General features: G+C 56.2%; 12 protein-coding genes. 7 read left to right on the top strand and 5 right to left on the bottom strand.

Annotation, left to right across the window (positions count from 1 at the left end; genetic code table 11):
* Nucleotides 1–35 precede the first annotated feature (35 nt).
* Nucleotides 36–2,057 carry an SHD1 domain-containing protein gene (locus LA756_RS03120; RefSeq protein WP_224438428.1) on the bottom strand — a complete coding sequence of 674 codons (2,022 nt, stop codon included), beginning with the start codon at nt 2,055–2,057 and terminating at the stop codon, nt 36–38.
* A gap of 320 nt (nt 2,058–2,377) precedes the next feature.
* Between LA756_RS03120 and LA756_RS03125 the strand changes: the two genes are divergently transcribed.
* From LA756_RS03125 to LA756_RS03135, 3 genes are read left to right on the top strand one after another with little or no spacing between them, the layout of a single operon-like run.
* Entirely contained in the window at nt 2,378–3,112 is a 735-nt protein-coding gene (locus LA756_RS03125; protein WP_224438429.1) for a TetR/AcrR family transcriptional regulator, read from the top strand.
* On the top strand, nt 3,081–4,406 hold the full coding sequence (locus tag LA756_RS03130) for an efflux RND transporter periplasmic adaptor subunit (protein WP_224438430.1): 1,326 nt from the start codon (nt 3,081–3,083) through the stop codon (nt 4,404–4,406). Before LA756_RS03125 ends, LA756_RS03130 begins: the two co-directional genes overlap by 32 nt.
* Nucleotides 4,407–4,425: 19 nt before the next feature.
* Nucleotides 4,426–7,590: an efflux RND transporter permease subunit gene (locus LA756_RS03135; RefSeq protein WP_224438431.1), complete on the top strand. Its 3,165-nt coding sequence runs from the start codon at nt 4,426–4,428 to the stop codon at nt 7,588–7,590.
* Here LA756_RS03135 and LA756_RS03140 read toward each other — a convergent pair.
* Entirely contained in the window at nt 7,587–9,479 is a 1,893-nt protein-coding gene (locus LA756_RS03140) for a metallophosphoesterase (RefSeq protein WP_224438432.1), read from the bottom strand. The two genes, LA756_RS03135 and LA756_RS03140, sit on opposite strands and share 4 nt — an antisense overlap.
* Before the next feature lie 69 nt (nt 9,480–9,548).
* The gene (locus LA756_RS03145; protein WP_224438433.1) at nt 9,549–10,712 is read right to left on the bottom strand and encodes a TIGR03364 family FAD-dependent oxidoreductase; all 1,164 of its coding nucleotides are present in this window, start codon (nt 10,710–10,712) and stop codon (nt 9,549–9,551) included.
* 271 nt (nt 10,713–10,983) lie between these two features.
* Between LA756_RS03145 and LA756_RS03150 the strand changes: the two genes are divergently transcribed.
* Nucleotides 10,984–12,192 carry a XylR family transcriptional regulator gene (locus LA756_RS03150; protein WP_224438434.1) on the top strand — a complete coding sequence of 403 codons (1,209 nt, stop codon included), beginning with the start codon at nt 10,984–10,986 and terminating at the stop codon, nt 12,190–12,192.
* A gap of 345 nt (nt 12,193–12,537) precedes the next feature.
* On the opposite strand, the gene LA756_RS03155 is transcribed toward LA756_RS03150, so the two are convergent.
* Nucleotides 12,538–13,050, bottom strand: coding sequence for a shikimate kinase (locus LA756_RS03155; RefSeq protein WP_224438435.1), 513 nt, complete (start codon nt 13,048–13,050; stop codon nt 12,538–12,540).
* Nucleotides 13,051–13,290: 240 nt separating this feature from the next.
* On the opposite strand from LA756_RS03155, the gene LA756_RS03160 reads away from it, so the two are divergent.
* Nucleotides 13,291–13,464, top strand: coding sequence for a hypothetical protein (locus LA756_RS03160; protein ID WP_224438436.1), 174 nt, complete (start codon nt 13,291–13,293; stop codon nt 13,462–13,464).
* A 115-nt stretch (nt 13,465–13,579) separates the two neighbouring features.
* Here the strand turns inward: LA756_RS03160 and LA756_RS03165 are convergent, their stop codons facing one another.
* A complete protein-coding gene (locus LA756_RS03165; protein ID WP_224438437.1) occupies nt 13,580–14,728 on the bottom strand; it encodes a Gfo/Idh/MocA family protein in 1,149 nt (382 codons plus the stop codon).
* 213 nt (nt 14,729–14,941) lie between these two features.
* On the opposite strand from LA756_RS03165, the gene LA756_RS03170 reads away from it, so the two are divergent.
* A complete protein-coding gene (locus LA756_RS03170; RefSeq protein WP_224438438.1) occupies nt 14,942–16,102 on the top strand; it encodes a DNA-binding transcriptional regulator in 1,161 nt (386 codons plus the stop codon).
* Between the two features lie 150 nt (nt 16,103–16,252).
* Complete coding sequence (gene recQ, locus LA756_RS03175) at nt 16,253–18,445, top strand: DNA helicase RecQ (RefSeq protein WP_224438439.1); 2,193 nt, start codon at nt 16,253–16,255, stop codon at nt 18,443–18,445.
* Nucleotides 18,446–18,449: the final 4 nt, after the last annotated feature.

The raw sequence follows: 18,449 nt of genomic DNA on the forward strand, positions 1-18,449 counted from the left end.
GAATGACAAAAGAATTGGATGCAATTCGTGCGTATCTAATTCAACCCTGACGCGGTGATGTTCGATTTGCCCAGGCCATCTTTCATATCGGCACGCAGCAAATAGCTGGGGGGCTGAAGCCGGCCGACCCATTGAGGATCGGGATTGATCAACTTCAAAAGCGCCGCTTGCGTCGACTCGCCATCTTCCGTGCGGAAGTTGCTCGGGGCACCGCGGGCATAGTCGCTTTTGTAAAGCACGTCGTTCCCTTTCTTGATCACCAGAGAGTGAATCCAAGGGCGATATTTGACTTTCTCGGTAGGACCTGTCGGACGATTCAGCGGGCTAAACGGACGGGGCGGAAGCACGACACCGCCGATCGAACGCGACTCTTGCGTGACGTATTCTTCTTCCTTCTCCGCGCCAGGCTTGACCGATAGTTCCAGCACAATGTCGGACGTGTCGTTGCGCGTCCACTGCTTGCTTCGCAGCTTGGCATCGACCGCGGAAAGAAACGCCGATTCGTCTTCCGCTTTCAAGCCGGTAAAACTTGTGACGACACGCACCGAACGACCAGGGGCGAGTTCGTAAATTGTGTTTGGATCGACCGAGTCGGCCGAAAGAATCGCCGCTTCGTGCGGCAACCGATTGATCGTGAGCGTGCTCGACTGCTTGTCGGCAAAGAACGCGAACATGCGATCGTCGTACATGTCTTTCGCCGTTGGCCGGGCCCCATACGTCCACAGCGGCAGACCACGCTCGACATCGTAAACGGTCTCGTCGACTTGCAGGAAGTCTCCGACCCATTTCAGTTCTGCGTCGCCAGTCTTCGAGACCGGCACGGTGTTGATCGGCGAACCATCTTGCATGTTATAGATGGCCAACTTGTCGAGCAGCTTCGCGGCAACTTTACTTCCGTCCGCCGACATCGCGACACGATAGACCGAAGAGCCTGGCGTAATACTACCGACGATCTTTCCGGTGGCCGTATCGAGAAAGCCGATGTTCTCTTTCGCCGGATAGGCCATCAATTCGCCTAGCGGCGAGAAGCTGACGTTCTGCGAATGTTGCAGCTCGCCCCGGAACTGAGCCTTCGGCGCCGGGCCGCTGAGATCCCAGAACGTTAGCTGCTTGTCCTTGGTGATCACCGCCAGGCGGTCGTTGCCCAGGAACGTGGCCGAAACAAACTCTTTCCACTTTCCGCCCCCAACGGTGAACTGATAAAGGGGCGTGATCGTGTGGCCGTCGACTTGAAAAATGGCCATGTCGTTGCCGGTATCCCACCCTTCGATATGCACCGCCGCAATCTTCGCCGCATTCGGAGCAACCGCGGCAAGACGATAGGAATCGTCGAAGTGAATCATGTCCGAGTTTTGCTGTGTCTTGGCGTCGTAAATCATGAAGTTGCCGTAATTCTCTTCCGGCTTGCGACCTTCTTGATAGACGTTCACGAAAACTTTCGGGCCACGACCAGCTGCCATCATCGCGCTTTTCGCAAAGAATGGTTTGCCGATCGGCAGCGAAACAATCGCATCGGGCAAATCAAGCTTCGGCAACGCGACCGGCGGGCTGACCGACCAGAACTCTCGACCAGGAGCAAGACTCAGCGGTCGCGCTCCGGCGGAGATGGCATTGACTTTACGTGGGAGCGAGCCTTGCGACTCGCCGCTCAAGCTCTTCTGCGGTTGGGTTGGCATCGCGGCGGGCGATCGGACAGGCGTCCCTCCGGCGAATGGATTGGGAACCTCGCCGCCAGCAAACGGATTGCTCGGATCGCTTTGAGCCGACTCTGCCTTCAAGAATTCCTGGATGAACGTTTGATCCTTCTCGCTCAGCTTAGCCAGCGGAACGGTAATCACGCGTCCGTCAGTCTTCTGTATTTGTACTTCTTCTGCCGTGGCAGATTTCAGCTTGCCACCAATCTGAAACTTTCCCGTGTCATCAACCCAGTTTCGGTTCTCGGCATACTTGGCCAATGCTCCGGTCGGTTCCCCAGCGTCGATCGTAGAAAGCGGAAACAGCACGCAGCTAAGCGTGATCCAAGCAAAACAAGTCAGCGATCGGGCAGATGGAATCATTCCAAGAACCTTTAGCGTGAATAGTCGACGGATAAGTGAAGATCAATTCGAGAAAAGAACGGGTCTGATTGTAACAGTCCGGCAGAGGGGATGCAGCTAGAATTGGCCCGCTTGCTGTGAACGTCAAGAAATGCCCACTTCAGGGGGCGTAAAGGGCTGGGCGAGCCGCTTGGCAGTGCGTACGATGTTATTGTACCAGAGTGTACACGGACTTTAGTAAGAGTTTCTGAGAAGTCTGCCCCAGCTTTCAACCGATTGGGAAGAAAACAACCTAAAATTCACTTGCAGGAAATGGACGAACCGTCCAAAATGTAACCGAGATGAACACCCTCAGCCGAAAACAGCGCGAAATCCAAGAGCGCGAAGCCAAAATCCTTTCTGTCGCACGTGAAATGTTGCTGCAGGATGGCTATTTAGGGCTCAGCATGGATCGCATCGCCGAAGCGGTTGAGTACGGGAAGGGGACCGTTTATCGGCATTTTCCCAACAAAGAAGACATTATTATGGCGCTCGCCGTCGAGACCCAGAAGAAAAGAACGGCGCTCTTTCAAAGGGCTTCGCTTTTCCGGGGCGCCTCGCGAGAGCGACTGACCGCCATTGCGGTTGCGTGCGAGTTGTTCGTGCGACTTTACCCGAGCCATTTCCATGTCGAACAAGTGGTTCGTATCACGTCGATTTGGGAAAAAACCTCGGAGAATCGGCAGAATGTGATGCGTACCTGCGAACAGGCATGCATGGGAATTGTCGCCGGAATCGTGCGTGACGCCGTCTCGCAAGGCGATCTCGAACTGCCGGGGCCGGTGACGCCGGAAGATCTGGTTTTCGGGATGTGGGCGATCAATTTCGGGTCGTTCACACTGATGTCGACCAGCGGTTCGCTGATGGAACTCGGAATTGACGACCCGACGCTAGCAATTCGCGGTTGCATCAACCACATGTTAGACGGTTTCGGTTGGAAAGCGTTATCGACCGACCATGACTACGAAGCGGTTTTCGAGAAGGCCCTGACGGAGACCTTTGCCGATGAATATCAGCAGCTACTCGCCCAGCAGTGAGTCTTTTTTTGGCCAAAAGTGGACGAAGCGTCAACTTTGGACGGGCCGTATTGCTATCGCGGGAGTCTTGGTCGCGATAGTTGCTTTAGTGGCAACATGGAACAACCCGTTTGCCGCCGCCGCTCCGGCCCCTACGCCCACGGCGGAACCTCTTCCTGTCGAAGTAGTTACGATCACCCCGCAATCGGCCTACGCCGCCAGCCGCAGCTTCACCGGCGTCTTGGTCGCTGCCAAAACAAGCGATCTCAGCTTCGAAACCCCCGGCAAAGTTACCCAGCTCAACGCCAACGAAGGCGATCGTGTTGAAGCAGGCCAAGTCCTGGCGGTGCTCGACGATCGACATCTCTCGGCGCGAATCTTGCAAACCGAAGCCCAGCGAGACCAGCAAGCCGCGGTTCTGAAAGAACTGATTGCCGGACCCCGCCCAGAGGTCATCGCCGCGGCCGAAGCGGAAGTGCGGCAGCTAACCGCCGAACATCAGTTTCAGGAAGCCAACCGCAAACGCCGCGAGCAACTTATCCAGCGAAGTGCTATCTCGCAGGAAACGCTCGACGATTCGATCTACGGTGCTGACGCCGCACTCGGCCGACTCGATGCGGCGAAAAGTCGGTTAGCTGAATTGAAGGAAGGAACCCGCGTCGAACAGATCGAGGCCCAACGGGCCCGCGTTGCGGGGCTCGAAGCGCAACTCGTCGATTTGCGTCATGAACAAGAGGACACGCGACTTGTCGCGCCGTTCGCAGGAGTGATTGCCCAGCGCAACATGGATGAAGGCTCCGTGGTCAATCAAGGGCAAACGGTCTTTCGCATCGTTCAAGACCAGCCGCTGGAGGCCTGGTTCGGGTTGCCTCCCGAAGCGGCTGCCACGCTGGGGGTGAAAGAAGAACGTCCGATCACCGTCAGTCAACAGTCGCGTCTTGCGACGGTGACGGGGGTGGTTCCCGAGCTCGATCCGGCCACGCGAACACAAACCGTCATCCTGACGCTCGACGCCGAATCCTCGCAAGGCTGGGTCCCAGCCCAGGTCGTGCGAATGGAACTGGCCACCGAGCGAAACGCCGATGGCTTCTGGCTTCCGAATTCCGCGCTGCTGCAAGGATCGCGCGGCCTGTGGTCGGTTTACGTCGTGAAAGAGGATCGCATCATTGAACGCCGCGCCGTGGAGGTGATTCATAGCGAAAGCGAACAGTCGTTCGTCCGCGGCACGCTTGTCGCCGGCGATCAAGTCGTCGCTCGAGGCGTGAATCGATTGGTGCCAGGCATGGAAGTTGAAGTCGGGGCAACGTCCAACTAGCGAGGCGATGGGGGAATCGATGTTCAACAAATTCTATTACGACAAACGCCTGTTGGTGCTGACCATCGCGGTGATCTGTGTGGCCGGTTTGTCTTCTTACTTCGTGCTGCCGCGGTTGGAAGACCCGACGCTGACTCCGCGCTTCGCGATTGTGACAACGCTTTTCCCAGGGGCACGCGGCGATCGTGTCGAGGTGCTAGTCACCGATCGATTGGAAGAAGAACTGCAGGAGGTCGAAGAGATCAAAGAGATCCGTTCGACTAGCCGGGCCGGCGCTTCGTCGATGGTGATTGAGCTTCGCGACGATGTCTATGAAGTTGGCGAAATCTGGTCGCGCATCCGCGACAAAATCGACGATGCTCAAGTCGGATTCCCAGAAGGTGTCGGCGAGCCTGACATCGAGATGATTACCACGAAAGCGTATGCGTCGATCGTCGCGCTCAAGTGGACGCAGGAAAGTGATCCGAGCTATGCGATTTTGCTGCGTCTGGCCGAGCAACTGGAAGATCGCCTTCGCGCGATCCCTGGCACGGAAGATGTCGAGATGTTTGGCGAGCCGCAGGAAGAGATCGCGGTGGAAGTCGATCCCGCGAAGCTGGCCAGTATTGGTTTGACGGCGGCAGATGTCGCCCAGCAGTTGAGTGCCAGCGATGCGAAGCTTTCGGCCGGGCAAGTTCGTTCCGACGAAGCGGACTTTCTGATGGAAGTCGACAGCGAACTTGATTCAATCCACCGCATTTCCGCGACGCCGATTCAGTTTGGAAGCGACGGCAAGTTTGTGCGTCTGGGCGACATTGCCCGCGTGAACAAAGGAATCATGCAGCCGCCACGGCAGTTGGCCATCATCGACGATCTTCCGGCGGTCACCGTCGGAACATTGGTTCGTAGCGACTATCGTCTCGATCTGTGGAACGTCGACGCGCAAAATGCGATCGACGACTTCGAATCGCAATTGCCACGCGGCGTGCAGTTGTCTCGAATGTTCGAGCAAAGTCCCTACGTCGAGGCGCGTCTGACGAACTTGTTGTGGAACCTGGCCATCGGTGGGGCGGCGGTTGTCGGCGTTATTTTTGTGCTGATGGGTTGGCGAAGCGCGATCGTCGTGGGAACCGCGTTGCCCCTCTCGGCATTCATGGTGCTGGCCGGCATGCGTTTCATGGAGATCCCGATGCACCAGATGTCGATCACTGGGCTGATCATCGCCCTGGGGCTGTTGATCGACAACGCCATTGTGATGGTCGACGAAGTGAAAGTGCGCATGGAAGAGGGAGATTCGCCGGGTCACGCCGTCGGTGAAGCAACGCGGCATCTCGCGATTCCACTTCTGGGAAGCACGCTGACAACCGCGTTGGCGTTTGCTCCGATCGCGTTGATGCCTGGCCCGGCCGGCGAGTTTGTCGGTACGATCGCCATCAGCGTGATGTTGGCAATTGCCAGTTCGTTGATGCTTGCGATGACAGTTACTCCGGCGCTGGCAGCGATCTTCGCCGATACGGCAGATGGATCGAAGCGTTCGCACTGGTGGTCGGTTGGTTTTCATAGTCCTCGACTGGCAACGCTGTGGCGAAATACGATCGACTTCCTGTTGGCCCGACCGATTTTGAGCTTGGGGCTTTCCGTGATGTTGCCGATCTTCGGTTTTGTTCAGGCACGGCTGTTGCCGGAGCAGTTCTTTCCGCCGGCGGATCGGAATCAATTTCAAATTGAGTTAGAGCTTCCACCGCAGGCTTCGATCTTTCAGACGGAACTGACGGCGAAGAAGATCAGCCAGATTGCCAAGCGTCATCCAGAGGTGACCGGAATTGATTGGATTCTCGGCGAAAGTGCTCCTTCCTTCTATTACAACATTGTGCGGCGGCGGGAGAACAATGCTCCGTATGGCCAGGCCATCGTGAAGTTGCGTTCCGCGGAAGGGGCGGCCGAGGTGATCAACGAGCTTCAGCGCGAGCTCGACCATCAAGTGCCCGAAGCCCGCGTATTGGCTCGACAGCTGGAGCAAGGGCCTCCGTTCGATGCCCCTGTCGAGCTTCAATTGTTCGGCCCAGACTTGAACGTCTTGCGATCGTTGGGCGAAGAAGTCCGCGCGGAATTGGCCAAGATTCCGGAGGTGACCCACACGCGGAGCGATTTGGGAGACGACCTGCCGAAGTTCGCGTTGGTGCTCGATGAAGAAAAGGCTCGCCTGGCAGGGCTGAGTCATGCCCAAGTGGCTCAGCAGTTGGCGGCCGCCACCGAAGGAGCCGTGGGAGGTACGGTTCTTGAAGAAACGGAAGAGCTTCCGGTGCGTGTTCGCCTGCCGAAAGCGTACCGCGCGGCCCTCAGCGACATTGCCTCGCTCGACTTGGTTTCGCCGAATAATCGCGGCGATGGGAAGCTGAACACGATTCCGTTTTCGGCGATCGGGGCGTTGGAGTTGAAGCCAGAGATCTCGGCGGTCACGCGGCTGAATAACTTGCGCATGAATGAAGTCAAAGCGTACGTTCAAGCAGGCGTTTTGCCGTCGGTGGTGCTTGCGAAACTGCAAGCTCGGCTTGATGCCGCCGGGTTTGAATTTCCCGATGGTTACCGCATGGGTTTGGGGGGCGAAGCGAACGGACGTAATCAGGCGGTCGGCAACTTGATGTCCAGCGTCGGCGTGCTGATGGTGTTGATGGTTGCCACGCTGGTGCTTTCGTTCAGCTCGTTCCGCGCCGCATCGCTGATCGGTGGTGTAGGGTTCTTCTCGGTGGGGCTTGGGCTCGCAGCACTGTGGATCTTTGGGTTTCCGTTTGGCTTCATGGCGATCGTCGGCACGATGGGGCTTATCGGGATTGCGATTAACGATTCCATCGTGGTGTTGGCTGCCTTAAGAGAGAACGATGAAGCGAAATCAGGCGATCCGATCGCCGTCCGAAATGTGGTCATGCGTGCGACGCGGCACGTCGTGGCTACCACTGCGACCACTGTCGTGGGTTTCCTGCCGTTGGTTTTGGCCGGGGGCGGTTTCTGGCCGCCACTGGCCATTTCCATTGCCGGCGGCGTGGTCGGAGCGACGATGCTCGCGCTGACATTCGTGCCGACCGCCCACATGGTGATGGCAAATCCGGCGGTACTGAAGTGGCCATGCCGCAAGCAACAGCCGACGCCGATTCCTAAACCGAAAGGCGAATTCCACGAAGATGGCGTGGCGGTCTACACTTCTTAGTCGACGATGTCGTCACGTTCAATCGCGTCATGCTTTTCGATCACCAGTTGATCGAACATACGGTTCTCGATGTCGTAGGCCTGGAATTCGAGTGTGGTCGCATTGATACGTACCATCGCGTAATGATGTCCGCGGCGAACGGTGTTCATGAAGAACGGTCGAATCGGACCGGGCGTTTCCAGCGAGCCGCCACCACCTCCGGTGATCATGTAGATCGGAGCTCCGGCTCGCACGGCCTGATTCTGCAAGATCGGCCAGGTTCGTTCGTACGAGTGGATATGCCCATTCCAAACGATGTCGACATGGTACTTCTCGTACAGCGGAACCAACTGCCGCGCGTTCAAGTCGCCCCGCGTTCCCTTGTTTGTCTTCCACAAATTGCCGTAGTCGTTCTCGTCCGATGAATAGGGCGGGTGATGGTGGCAAACGAACTTCCAAGTCGCGTCCGATTCGGACAGGGCGTTTTCCAACCACTTGTACTGCTCGGACTCGGGGTCGAGATTACGGTTCGAGTCGATCATGAAGAAGTGTGCGTTCCCAAAGCGGAACTCGTAGTAATACTCTGGCTTCGGCAACGAAACGTAATCGTAGTAATACTGTGCGTTCCGTTCGTGATTGCCCAAAACTGGATAGAACGGAACGTGACGAATCAGCGGATTCATGCTCGGGAAGAAGTGATGCGTCCAGTGCGACTCAACCGTCCCGGTATCGACCAGATCGCCAGGGTGCAGCAGAAAACTGGGCCGCTGATCCCACGCCAAATTGGCAATCTTGCCGCTGACCGTTGGGTTACCTTGCGTGTCGCTGATCACTGCGAACGCGAACGGCGTGTCACGCTTCACGGCCGTTTGAAATGTCGCGACGTCGCTTCGCAGTGGCTCATCTTGTTCGTTCAGTCGCGTTTCGGTGCGATAGAAGTATTGCGTCTCCGGCTGTAGTCCTTCAATTTGGATCTCATGCAGCGTGTTCAAATCGGCCACGTCAATTCGCTGAGGGCACTCGGCCGTCTCGCCATAGAATAGCGTCGACATGCCAGGCCGATTGGTTCGCCACATCACCGTCATAGTGTTCTGCGTGCCGAACTGAAGGTACGGATCGATCACGAAGTCGAGCGGCTCGGTGATTTCGACAGGCTCTTTCGCGGCCAGGGCGGCGTTGTGCTCGTAGTCATGTTCGACCCAGGCCTTTTTCGCGGCGAGATCGTACAGCACGACTTCCCGAATCCGTCCCCGGTGCCCGTGAAACTCGTTCGCATCGCGGTACGCGCCCATCATGAATGGCGCCGAATCGGGATAGTGAATCGCGCCAGACTGCTGGTCGCTCTCCGCATCCAGTTTACCGTTCACGTACAGCTGCATTGTTTTGCCGTCGTAAACGGCCACCACGTGGTACAGCTTGCCCGCTTCGTACTTTGTGTTTCCTTCCAAGTAGGTCAGCTTGTCAGGGCCCTCTTTTCCACGCAGGGCAAACGTGAACGTCGATTGGTTGTATCCCAGCAGCCAGCCAAACTCGCTCGAGCCGTTGTCTTGGATCACGCCCAGCAGTCCGCCCCATTCTTCCGGGCGATCGACCGAGACCACCGCCGAGATCGTGAGCGATTCTTCCGGCAGATACTTCTCAACAGTGCGGAAATCTTCGGCAAGCTCGATGCCTGACTGCCCTCCAGAAAGGAAGATCGTCTGATCGTATTTTTCGCCCAAGATTTGATGCTTGCCGATGATCTTGCCGTCGGGGCCGCGTCGGGCTCGCAAGCGAGCATGGTTCTTTTCTGCGACCATTGAATCGGCATCGAATCGCCAGCGAGCCAGGGGATCAGGCCCTTCGTGGGCGGCGGCGAACGAAAGGGGCCAGATCAGCAGTGCGGCGAGCGTCAGGAGGGTGCGTGTCATCGAGTCGTCTTTGCTTCGGAGATTGTCGTCGAGGGAAGGGACTGCTCAAGTGCGAGCGTTGCCGGTGGCTTAGTTGGTGGTTTGCACCGCGTGCCATTGAGCAGAGTCTTTCCAGTGATTGATGATCGATTCGGCGAACGCCAGCGACAGCGTCATGCCGTTGCCGCCGAAGCCATTGACGACCAACACGTCGGGGCAAACTTCCCGCACGAAACACATCTGCGATGGATGCTTGGCGTAGAAACCATGCCACCGCCGGGCAATGTTCCAGTTCGGGACGTCGATAATCTTGCGAAGTTCGCGAAGCATCAAGTCATCGATTTCCGACTTGTCGATTGGCTCGACGTCGTCCCCATATTCGTGCGAGTCGCCCAAAATCAATCCACCGCCGTCGGCTTGCGACGCCATCACATGGATACCGTAACGGTCAAGCTCTGGGCTATCGTTGGCGATGCGTTCTTTCAGCGAGGCCAGCGTCGGGCAGTCGCGGAACGACAGATAATGCCGCAGTGTCAAACCGCTGGCGATGTGTGGTCCCAGTTGCCAGCCGGTCGGTTGCGATCCGGAAAGCATCATTTGCAGTTTGCAGACCAACAGTCGCTCTGCTTTGTGCGCTTCGGGAAACAGGTGCTGAAAGTATGCCCCTGTAGCAATCACGATCCGATCGGCGGTGAAGCTGCGACCATCCGAGCTAATTGCGGTGCCTGATTCAACTTTGGTGATCGGAGTGTCGTAGTGGAACTGAACGTGGTGGGCATCGGCCAGAAAAGCGGAGACGCTGCTGATGGCGGTTGGGGGAGTCACACGCAGTTCAGTATGCGAATAGAGCCCGCCGAGTAAACCGTTTTGATTGGCTGCTGGGGTCAGCTGAGAGATTTGCTGTGGTGTGACCAGCTCGATATCCAGTCCATCAGCAGCACTTGAAGGCGCGAACTCTTTCAGCACTTCCATTTCGTCTTCGTGATGGGCCAAGTGCAGCGAACCACATTCTTGTACCGGAAAGCCAGCCGCCGCGCCGAGTTCCTTCCACAGCGTGCGGCTACGCAGGGCGAGGGCTCGTTGGGGACCTGCCGGTTGTCCGACCGGCCAGATCATGCCAAAGTTCCGGATGCTGGCCCCTTCCGCTCTTGAGTTGTTCTCGAACAGGGCGACGCGTTGCCCTTGCTTCGCCGCGGCCCAGGCATGCCCCAAACCAACGATCCCACCTCCGATGACAATCAAATCAAAGTGCATGTGCGTCTCTTTCGTTCCTGCTGCAATGGGCTTGCTTGGACGGCCAAGATCGTTGCGTTCGCGTTCGGCGGAAACGCATGAGACCTGTTGACAGAAAAAGCGAACCGGTCAATTCTGGCAAAGTAGCCTAGGCTCATAGATGATTATGCAAAAGCAAACGGCGAGTAGCCGATGACGTTTTGCGTCAACTTTATTGAGTGTTCTTCCCTGATCTTCATCATTTCTTGATGTCGAGCAGATTGCCTCCTTTGCCTCTTCCCAAGACGACGCGATGAACTCTGACGCGAAAAAGCCCCAGTCGCCCACTCCAGAGGTACTCGACAGCCTGCGAACGCGCCGCCGGATTGCAGTGATGGTTCAAACGTCGAGTGCTTGGAGCCGACAGGTGTTAGCCGGTGTGGCGGAATACGCGTTGGAGGCTGGCGGATGGGATTTCTGGGTCGAACCGCGTGGTTTTTACGAGAAGATTGTTGTCCCGGAATCGTGGCGTGGCGAAGGCGTCATTTGCCGGGTAACGAGTGACGAGTTGGTCCAACAGATCGAGCAGCGGGGCCTTCCGGCGGTGAATGTTTCGTGGCTGGGAGAACATACCAAGACCATTCCCAAAGTGGTCTCCGACGAAGTGGCGTGCGGGCAGATGGCCGCCGAGTTTTATCTGAAGCGTGGCTGGCATTTCTTCGGCTTTGTTGGCCCGCCTCCCCGGATGAACTATTCCGATCAAGTCGAGAAAGCGTTTGTCAGCGCGGTGACCGATGCAGGACGAGCGGTGCAGCGTTTCGATCATGCCCCGAATGCCGAGACGATTACGATCGGGCAAGAGCATCCCAAGATGGCCGAATGGTTGATGTCGCTGCCGAAGCCGGTCGCGCTGCTGGTCTGGACGACCGCCATCGGACAAGAGATTGCCCTGCTGTGCCGCCAGTTGGGAATCGCGGTGCCGGATGATGTGGCGATCTTGGCGGTAGAACTCGACCCATTGATCTCGGCAATGTCTCCGGTCCCGATCGCGTATATCGATCAGTCGCCCCGGCGTGTCGGCTCGCAAGCGGCCGCATTGCTTGAACGAATGATCCAAGGAGAACCGGCGCCTGAGCAGCCGATTCTCGTTCCCCCCCGCCGAATCGCAGAACGAATGTCGGTCGATAACCTATTCGTCGAAGATGAAGTCGTCCGGCAAGCGATGAACTTTATTCGAGAGAAGATCGCCGAACCGATTCAAGTGACCGACGTTGCCGCGAACGTGGCTGTTTCAAGACGCGTGCTGGAAAATCGATTCGAGAAAGCCTTGCGGCGAAGCCCAGCCCAAGTGATTCGTCGAACGAAGTTGGCCCACGCGATGTATCTGTTAAGCGAGACCGATTTGACGGTTCAAGAGATCGGGTTTCAAACCGGTTTCTTCCATCAAGAAACCTTCTTGCGATTCTTCAAACGTGAGAGTGGCAGCACGCCGACCGAGTATCGAAGTGAGACAAGTCGATAGTTAACAATGCGGGAATCGGTGCCACTGATTCTAGACACCACTGTGGCGATTCGTTCTTGCGCCTATTGTAACGAAGTATTGTCCAAGTCTGCAAAGAGTATTTGCGAAAACTGAACAAGCATGCGCGATTTCCACGTGAAAAACTGGGGTGGGACGCAGTGATGGTACAAAGAAAATAAGGGAAGAACGGCCACGCTGCGACTTTCGCGCAGAGCCAAGCCGCGTAACTCTCGGGGATTAGTAACTACTGAGAAAAACGTCGACAAGAGTACAGGAAAAGGGTGATAATACCGAGCGAGTCTATCACGACTAGACAAGTTCTTTTAAAACCTGCTCGCCGCGATGCTACTCCGCGACAGCGACTTCAATTCGCTCGCTAATCCGCTCGACGTCGAGCCCTTCGCAGTCGATCGTGATGTCGGCATATTTTGCGTAGAGGGCGTTCCGCTGGTGGAACAGGTCTTCGAGGCTTTGCCCCGGCTTGAGTGCAATGCCTCGCGTGGCCATGTTCGAGAGGCGTTTTTCCAACGTGGCCAGGCTGGTCTTGAGGAAGACGATTTTTCCGAGCCGGTGGAGGTGGGCCATCCCTTCGGCTCCGTAGCAAACGCTTCCGCCGGTGGCGATCACATGGTGCTGCACGTCGAGGCTGAGAACCGCTTCCTCTTCGATCTGGCAAAACGCGTCGAAGCCTTCAGAGTCCATAATCTGCTGAAGGGTACGCTGCTGAGTCGTTTGGATGACCAGGTCGGTATCGACAAATTGACGGTTGATCCGCTTCGCCAGGACGACACCGATGGTGCTTTTTCCGGAGCCTGGCATGCCGATAAGTGTGACGTTCGTTCCAACTTCAGGAGTCATGGGCGTTCTAACTGGGGGAGCGAGCTGCGTAAAATCGTTCTTTTATCTCACGGTATTTGGTCCGATTTGCCAAGAGCGTTCGTCGGGGAAAGAGTCCGTTTGGCGGCAGAAATTGCGGACTTCCCAAATTTGCGTCCTGACAGGCCAAACGGCATAGGTAGAAAGGCAAAACCGAAGGTAGAATTATTCGATTCGGATTCGTGCGAATCCTTTTTCTGTGTCCCCGAGGCATGGTTCTATATGACCAAGAAGACCGAGATCGAGAACAAAGTTGCGGTGAAAATGGCTTTGGCTGCGAAGTATCGTCACCTGGCCACCCTAACCCACAGCGTTCCAGCCAAGGCGAAGTTTCTTCGCCGCAGCGAATGTTTCCAGCGTCAAGCTGGCGTGATCGGCAAAGCGCTCGCCGTCTAAACGGTTGGGCCACCGGAAAGTCGCGTTTGGGCGGCATTCCTTCGAAACAAAAAACGCTCGGCATGTCTTCGCGGACACCCCGAGCGTTCCTGTTTTTCTTTCGTTGAGCGGCGACTTAGGAAGCGCCGACGGCGTTGCGAGCCTCTTGCGGCTGCAGCGTGAATTCCGGCAGGCGAACGATTTCGCCACCCTTCATCGTCGACTCGTGGGCACAAATACCGACACAGGTCCAGTTGGCGGAGGTGACTGCATTTGGCAGCGGATCGCGGTCTTCGAGAAGCGAACTGATCATCTCGTGGACCAGGTGTGGGTGCGAGCCGCCATGTCCACCCCCTTGGACGAATGAGAGGTGATCGGCATCTTCGATCGACTGCGTGAACTTTTGGATAGGTTCTGGCAGCAAATGAGCGAAGTCCGGAATCTCGACGTGGGATGCGATTTCTGGTTCCGGCAATTTGGCCGTATGAATGACGTGCGGTTCCCCTTCGACAAGCGACCACTCGAAGCTTTTCTTCGTGCCGTAAACGTCGAAGCTTTCGCGATACTGACGAGCCGTATCGAACAGAAATCGCCAGATTTGAGCCGAAACATCGCTGTCTTGAATCTTGATATGGCAAGATTCCACAGCGTAAGGATTGCCTGACTTGGCAGCCAATTCATTGTTGATGCTGCCGGAACCGAAGCAGCTGACGTATTCGGCGAGACCATTGACCAAGCCAAGCACTGGGCTGACAACGTGGGTCGCGTAGTGCATCGGAATCATGCGTTCCCAGTATTCTGGCCAGCCGGCCATGTCTTGCGGATGCGAGGCCTGCATGTACTGGATTTTGCCCAGTTCACCCGATTCGTAAAGCTGTTTGATATAGAGGTATTCGCGGCTGTAAACGACCGTTTCGGCCATCATGTATTTAAGGCCGGTCTCGGCGACTTTCTCGACGATTTGGCGGCACTCGTCGATGGTGGTCGCCATCGGCACGGTGCACATCACATGCTTACCGGCATCGAGCGCCTTCAGTGACATCCACGCATGGTCCGGAATCGGCGAGTTAATGTGGACGAAATCAACGTCTGGATCGGCGAGAACGTCGTCGTAGCTGGTGTACCGCTTTTCGATACCAAACATATCGCCGGTCTTCTGCAGGGCCGCTTCGTCGCGTCGGCAGATGGCGTAAACATTCGCATTAGGATGGGCTTGATAGATCGGAATGAACTCAGAACCGAATCCCAAACCGATCATCGCTACGTTGAAAGTTTTATCGCTCATTTTGGTACCTGCAGGGGGAACAGACGAGGTGAATGATAGTAGCCTATGTCTCCAGGAAAACAAAAAAGCCAGATAATTGCCATGAGAAAACTCGCACTAGATAATAGGTATTTCACAAAAGAGGGGGATTCTCTGCCATAAATCGGCTATCATAATGTTCTCAGTCGCCTTTCGTCATTCAGCACGCGTCGTTAAACCACTCAGAGGACGAACATGATCCAACCTCGCAAAGAGGTCGCTTTATTGATCGAGACCTCCAACGAATATGCTCGAGGTCTGCTGGATGGCGTCGTGCGTTACATGGAGGAGTACCAGCGTTGGTCGATCTTCCTGCCCGAGCAAGGACGCGGTGCGAAGCCTCCGAAATGGCTTAAGCAGTGGAAAGGGGACGGCATCATTGCTCGTGTGGAAACGCCAGAGATCGCCGCGGCGTTAAAGCAACTCGATATTCCGATTGTCGATGTTAGCGCAGCGCGACTGATGCCGGAATTGCCCTGGGTCGAAACGGACGACAAAGCCATTTCGCAAATGGCGGTTGAACATCTGCTGCAGCGAGGCTTTTCCAACTTCGCTTTTTGTGGTGACTCCTCATTCGCTTGGAGCAAGCTTCGCGAGAAGTACTTTGTCGAAGCCTTGGCCGAGCATGGCCACGGATGCCACGTGCTTGATCTGCCGACCGGCGAAGATGGCAAGAATTCTACACCCAAGAATGTGCAGAAGCTCGACCGCTGGATTGAACGATTGCCGCAACCGATCGGCATCATGTCTTGCTTCGATATTCGCGGGCAACTGCTGCTGGAAGCATGCCGCGAGCTGGAAATCGACGTACCGCGACAAGTGGCGGTAATCGGGGTCGATAACGATCGACTTTTATGCGACTTGTGCTCGCCACCTCTTTCGAGCGTGATACCTGACAGCCGTCGAACTGGGTTCGAGGCCGCCAAGCTTCTCGATCAAATGATGAAGGGCGAAACTCCCAAAGAGCATAAGAAACTGATTCCACCGCTCGGTGTCGCGACGCGCCGATCGACAGACGTCTTGGCAACCGAAGACCCGCTGGTCGGAATGGCGATGCAGTTCATTCGCGAGCATGCCTGCGACGGTATCAACGTCGGGGACGTTTTAAAAGCGGTTGAAAGCACGCGGCGAATTTTAGAGTACCGTTTTAAGCAAATCACCGGGCAAACGCCCCACGAAGCGATTGTCCACCAACGGCTCGACAAAGTTCGACAGTTGCTTCACGATACCGACTTAAGCATCGGCGATATCGCCGACCGGGCCGGCTTCGAGCATGTTGAATATATGAGTGCGACGTTCCGGAAGAAGACCGGCCTTTCGCCGACGGCTTATCGCCGTAAAGTTCAGCCGAACTAATTAAACAGATAATTGGAAGCAGCGAAGGTGTTTTCGGCAGGCGGTTGCCACTTGCCATGAACATCCCTACACTAAACTCTCCTCGCTGACGGCGATGCGAAGGACGGATCGCGCGGGGCATTCTCGAGTTTCGTGCTTCAGGTCATCGCCATGGATTCTACGTCGCCAGCCAGCAGTGAAGATTTGCTGGCGACCATGCAGCAGTACTGGGGCTACGAAGGGTTTCGCCCTTTGCAGCAGGAAGCGATGCAGTCGGTTCTGGACGATCGTGATTCGGTTGTCGTGATGCCGACTGGGGGTGGTAAGTCGCTTTGCTACCAGGTGCCAGCCCTCTGCAAACCAGGGGTGGCTGTGATTGCTTCGCCATTGATTTCTTTGATGAAGGACCAAGTCGATGCGTTGACCGCCTGCGGCATTCAAGCGGCTTGCATCAACAGCACCGTAACGTTGGCCCAACGCCGCGAGATTGCAGCCGATATTCGCAGCGGGGCCACCAAGCTCCTTTACCTCGCGCCGGAACGCTTATTGACCGATCGGACACTCGACTTTTTAGCGAGCGTCGACGTCTCGTTTTTCGCCATTGACGAGTCGCACTGTATCAGCGAATGGGGGCACGATTTCCGGCCGGAATACCGCATGATGCGGATGCTGAAAGATCGATTCCCCGGTGTCGGCATTCATGCCTATACGGCGACGGCGACCGAACGCGTTCGATCCGATATCGCTCAGCAGCTAGGGCTAATCAATCCTGAATTGTTGATCGGGTCGTTCGATCGGCCCAACCTGGTTTATCGAGTGCAGCGACGCAAAGATCGATTCGCTCAGATTCAAGAAGTGATTGCCCGGCATCCCAACGAGTCAGGCATTGTTTACTGCATTCGGCGAGCGGATGTCGAATCGATCGCCGAACAGCTTAACGCCAGCGGTGTAAAAGCGCTTCCTTACCATGCCGGCTTAAGCGACGAGCAGCGTCAGCAGCATCAGGAAGATTTCATTCAGGAACGTGTCGATGTAGTGGTGGCCACGGTTGCGTTCGGCATGGGAATCGATAAGTCGAACGTGCGATACGTGGTGCATGCCGGGATGCCGAAGTCGCTGGAAAGTTATCAACAGGAAAGCGGCCGAGCTGGACGCGATGGACTCGAAGCGGAGTGCGTGCTGCTCTATTCCAGCGGCGATTTAGTAACTTGGAAACGCATGCTCGGCGACTTGCCCGATACGGCTCAGCAAGCAGCGTTTCATTCTCTCGAAGCACTCGATCACTTTTGTATTGGCAGCGAATGCCGACATCGTATGTTGGTCAGCTATTTTGGCCAGGAACTCGAAGACGCCGAGTGCGAGGCTTGCGACGTTTGCCTCGGTACCGTCGACCTGGTTGAAGATGGACTGGTGCTGGGGCAGAAGATTTTGTCTTGCATTATCCGAACCGGGGAACGATTCGGCGCGGATCACAACGCCAAAGTCTTGTGCGGTTCCCGCGATAAACGCGTGCTGGAACTTCAGCACGACGAACTTAGTACGTACGGGTTGCTGCAAGACCAAAGCATTCGGGCCGTACGAACTTGGATCGAGCAGTTGGTGGGACAGCGGTTCCTCTGCAAAACGGGAGAGTTCAACGTTCTGAAGCTAACGCAAAGCGGCCGAGAACTTTTGCGAGGGGAAGTTGTTCCCAAGCTTACCAAGGCAGACACTGACGCCGACGACACGCCCCGGCGAAAGCGCAAAGCAGACGATTGGGAAGGGGTCGATCGAGGACTGTTCGAGGAACTGCGTAGCCTCCGGCGAGAAAAAGCGGAGGAAGCAGGCATCCCGGCCTACATCGTCTTCGGAGATAGCTCGTTGCGAGAAATGGCCCGGCATCGACCTTCGACGCTCGATAACTTTCGCTTGATGAAAGGGGTCGGCGATAAGAAGTGCCAGGACTACGGCGAAGCGTTTCTTGCGAAGATTGCCGAGTATTGTCAACAGGAAGGGCTGGAAGTCGACGCGATGGAGACCGAGGTAATCGCGACTCCCAGACGTGAGCCACCCAAGAATCAATCGCCGAAATTGAAGGACGCGTTCGCCCTGTTTGCGAAAGGGAAGTCGGTTGACGAAGTCGCGGCTATCATTGGCCGGGCCAACTCGACGGTCCAGGGTTACTTAGAGCAGTTCATTCGCGAACAAAAGCTCGAAGACCCAACCGCTTGGGTCACCGGGGAAGTGGCTCGCCAGGTCGAAGCGGCCGTTGAGGAATGTGGTCAACGAGCGCTTCGTCCGGTCTTCGAGCATCTCGGCGAGGAAGTCCCGTACGAGGAAATCCGGATTGTGATGGCCTGTCTGCAAAACCGCGAATCGGCTTAAAAGG

Origin of the sequence: Bremerella sp. TYQ1 (genome assembly GCF_020150455.1) — a bacterium.
Taxonomy (GTDB): domain Bacteria; phylum Planctomycetota; class Planctomycetia; order Pirellulales; family Pirellulaceae; genus Bremerella; species Bremerella volcania_A.

What these genes read in the sequence shown, in the direction of transcription:
- LA756_RS03155 (WP_224438435.1), bottom strand. Translation starts at nt 13,050, where the DNA reads ATGACTCCTGAAGTTGGAACGAACGTCACACTTATCGGCATGCCAGGC.
- LA756_RS03140 (WP_224438432.1), bottom strand. Translation starts at nt 9,479, where the DNA reads ATGACACGCACCCTCCTGACGCTCGCCGCACTGCTGATCTGGCCCCTT.
- LA756_RS03165 (WP_224438437.1), bottom strand. Translation starts at nt 14,728, where the DNA reads ATGAGCGATAAAACTTTCAACGTAGCGATGATCGGTTTGGGATTCGGT.
- recQ (WP_224438439.1), top strand. Translation starts at nt 16,253, where the DNA reads ATGGATTCTACGTCGCCAGCCAGCAGTGAAGATTTGCTGGCGACCATG.
- LA756_RS03145 (WP_224438433.1), bottom strand. Translation starts at nt 10,712, where the DNA reads ATGCACTTTGATTTGATTGTCATCGGAGGTGGGATCGTTGGTTTGGGG.
- LA756_RS03170 (WP_224438438.1), top strand. Translation starts at nt 14,942, where the DNA reads ATGATCCAACCTCGCAAAGAGGTCGCTTTATTGATCGAGACCTCCAAC.
- LA756_RS03135 (WP_224438431.1), top strand. Translation starts at nt 4,426, where the DNA reads ATGTTCAACAAATTCTATTACGACAAACGCCTGTTGGTGCTGACCATC.
- LA756_RS03130 (WP_224438430.1), top strand. Translation starts at nt 3,081, where the DNA reads ATGAATATCAGCAGCTACTCGCCCAGCAGTGAGTCTTTTTTTGGCCAA.
- LA756_RS03150 (WP_224438434.1), top strand. Translation starts at nt 10,984, where the DNA reads ATGAACTCTGACGCGAAAAAGCCCCAGTCGCCCACTCCAGAGGTACTC.
- LA756_RS03125 (WP_224438429.1), top strand. Translation starts at nt 2,378, where the DNA reads ATGAACACCCTCAGCCGAAAACAGCGCGAAATCCAAGAGCGCGAAGCC.
- LA756_RS03120 (WP_224438428.1), bottom strand. Translation starts at nt 2,057, where the DNA reads ATGATTCCATCTGCCCGATCGCTGACTTGTTTTGCTTGGATCACGCTT.
- LA756_RS03160 (WP_224438436.1), top strand. Translation starts at nt 13,291, where the DNA reads ATGACCAAGAAGACCGAGATCGAGAACAAAGTTGCGGTGAAAATGGCT.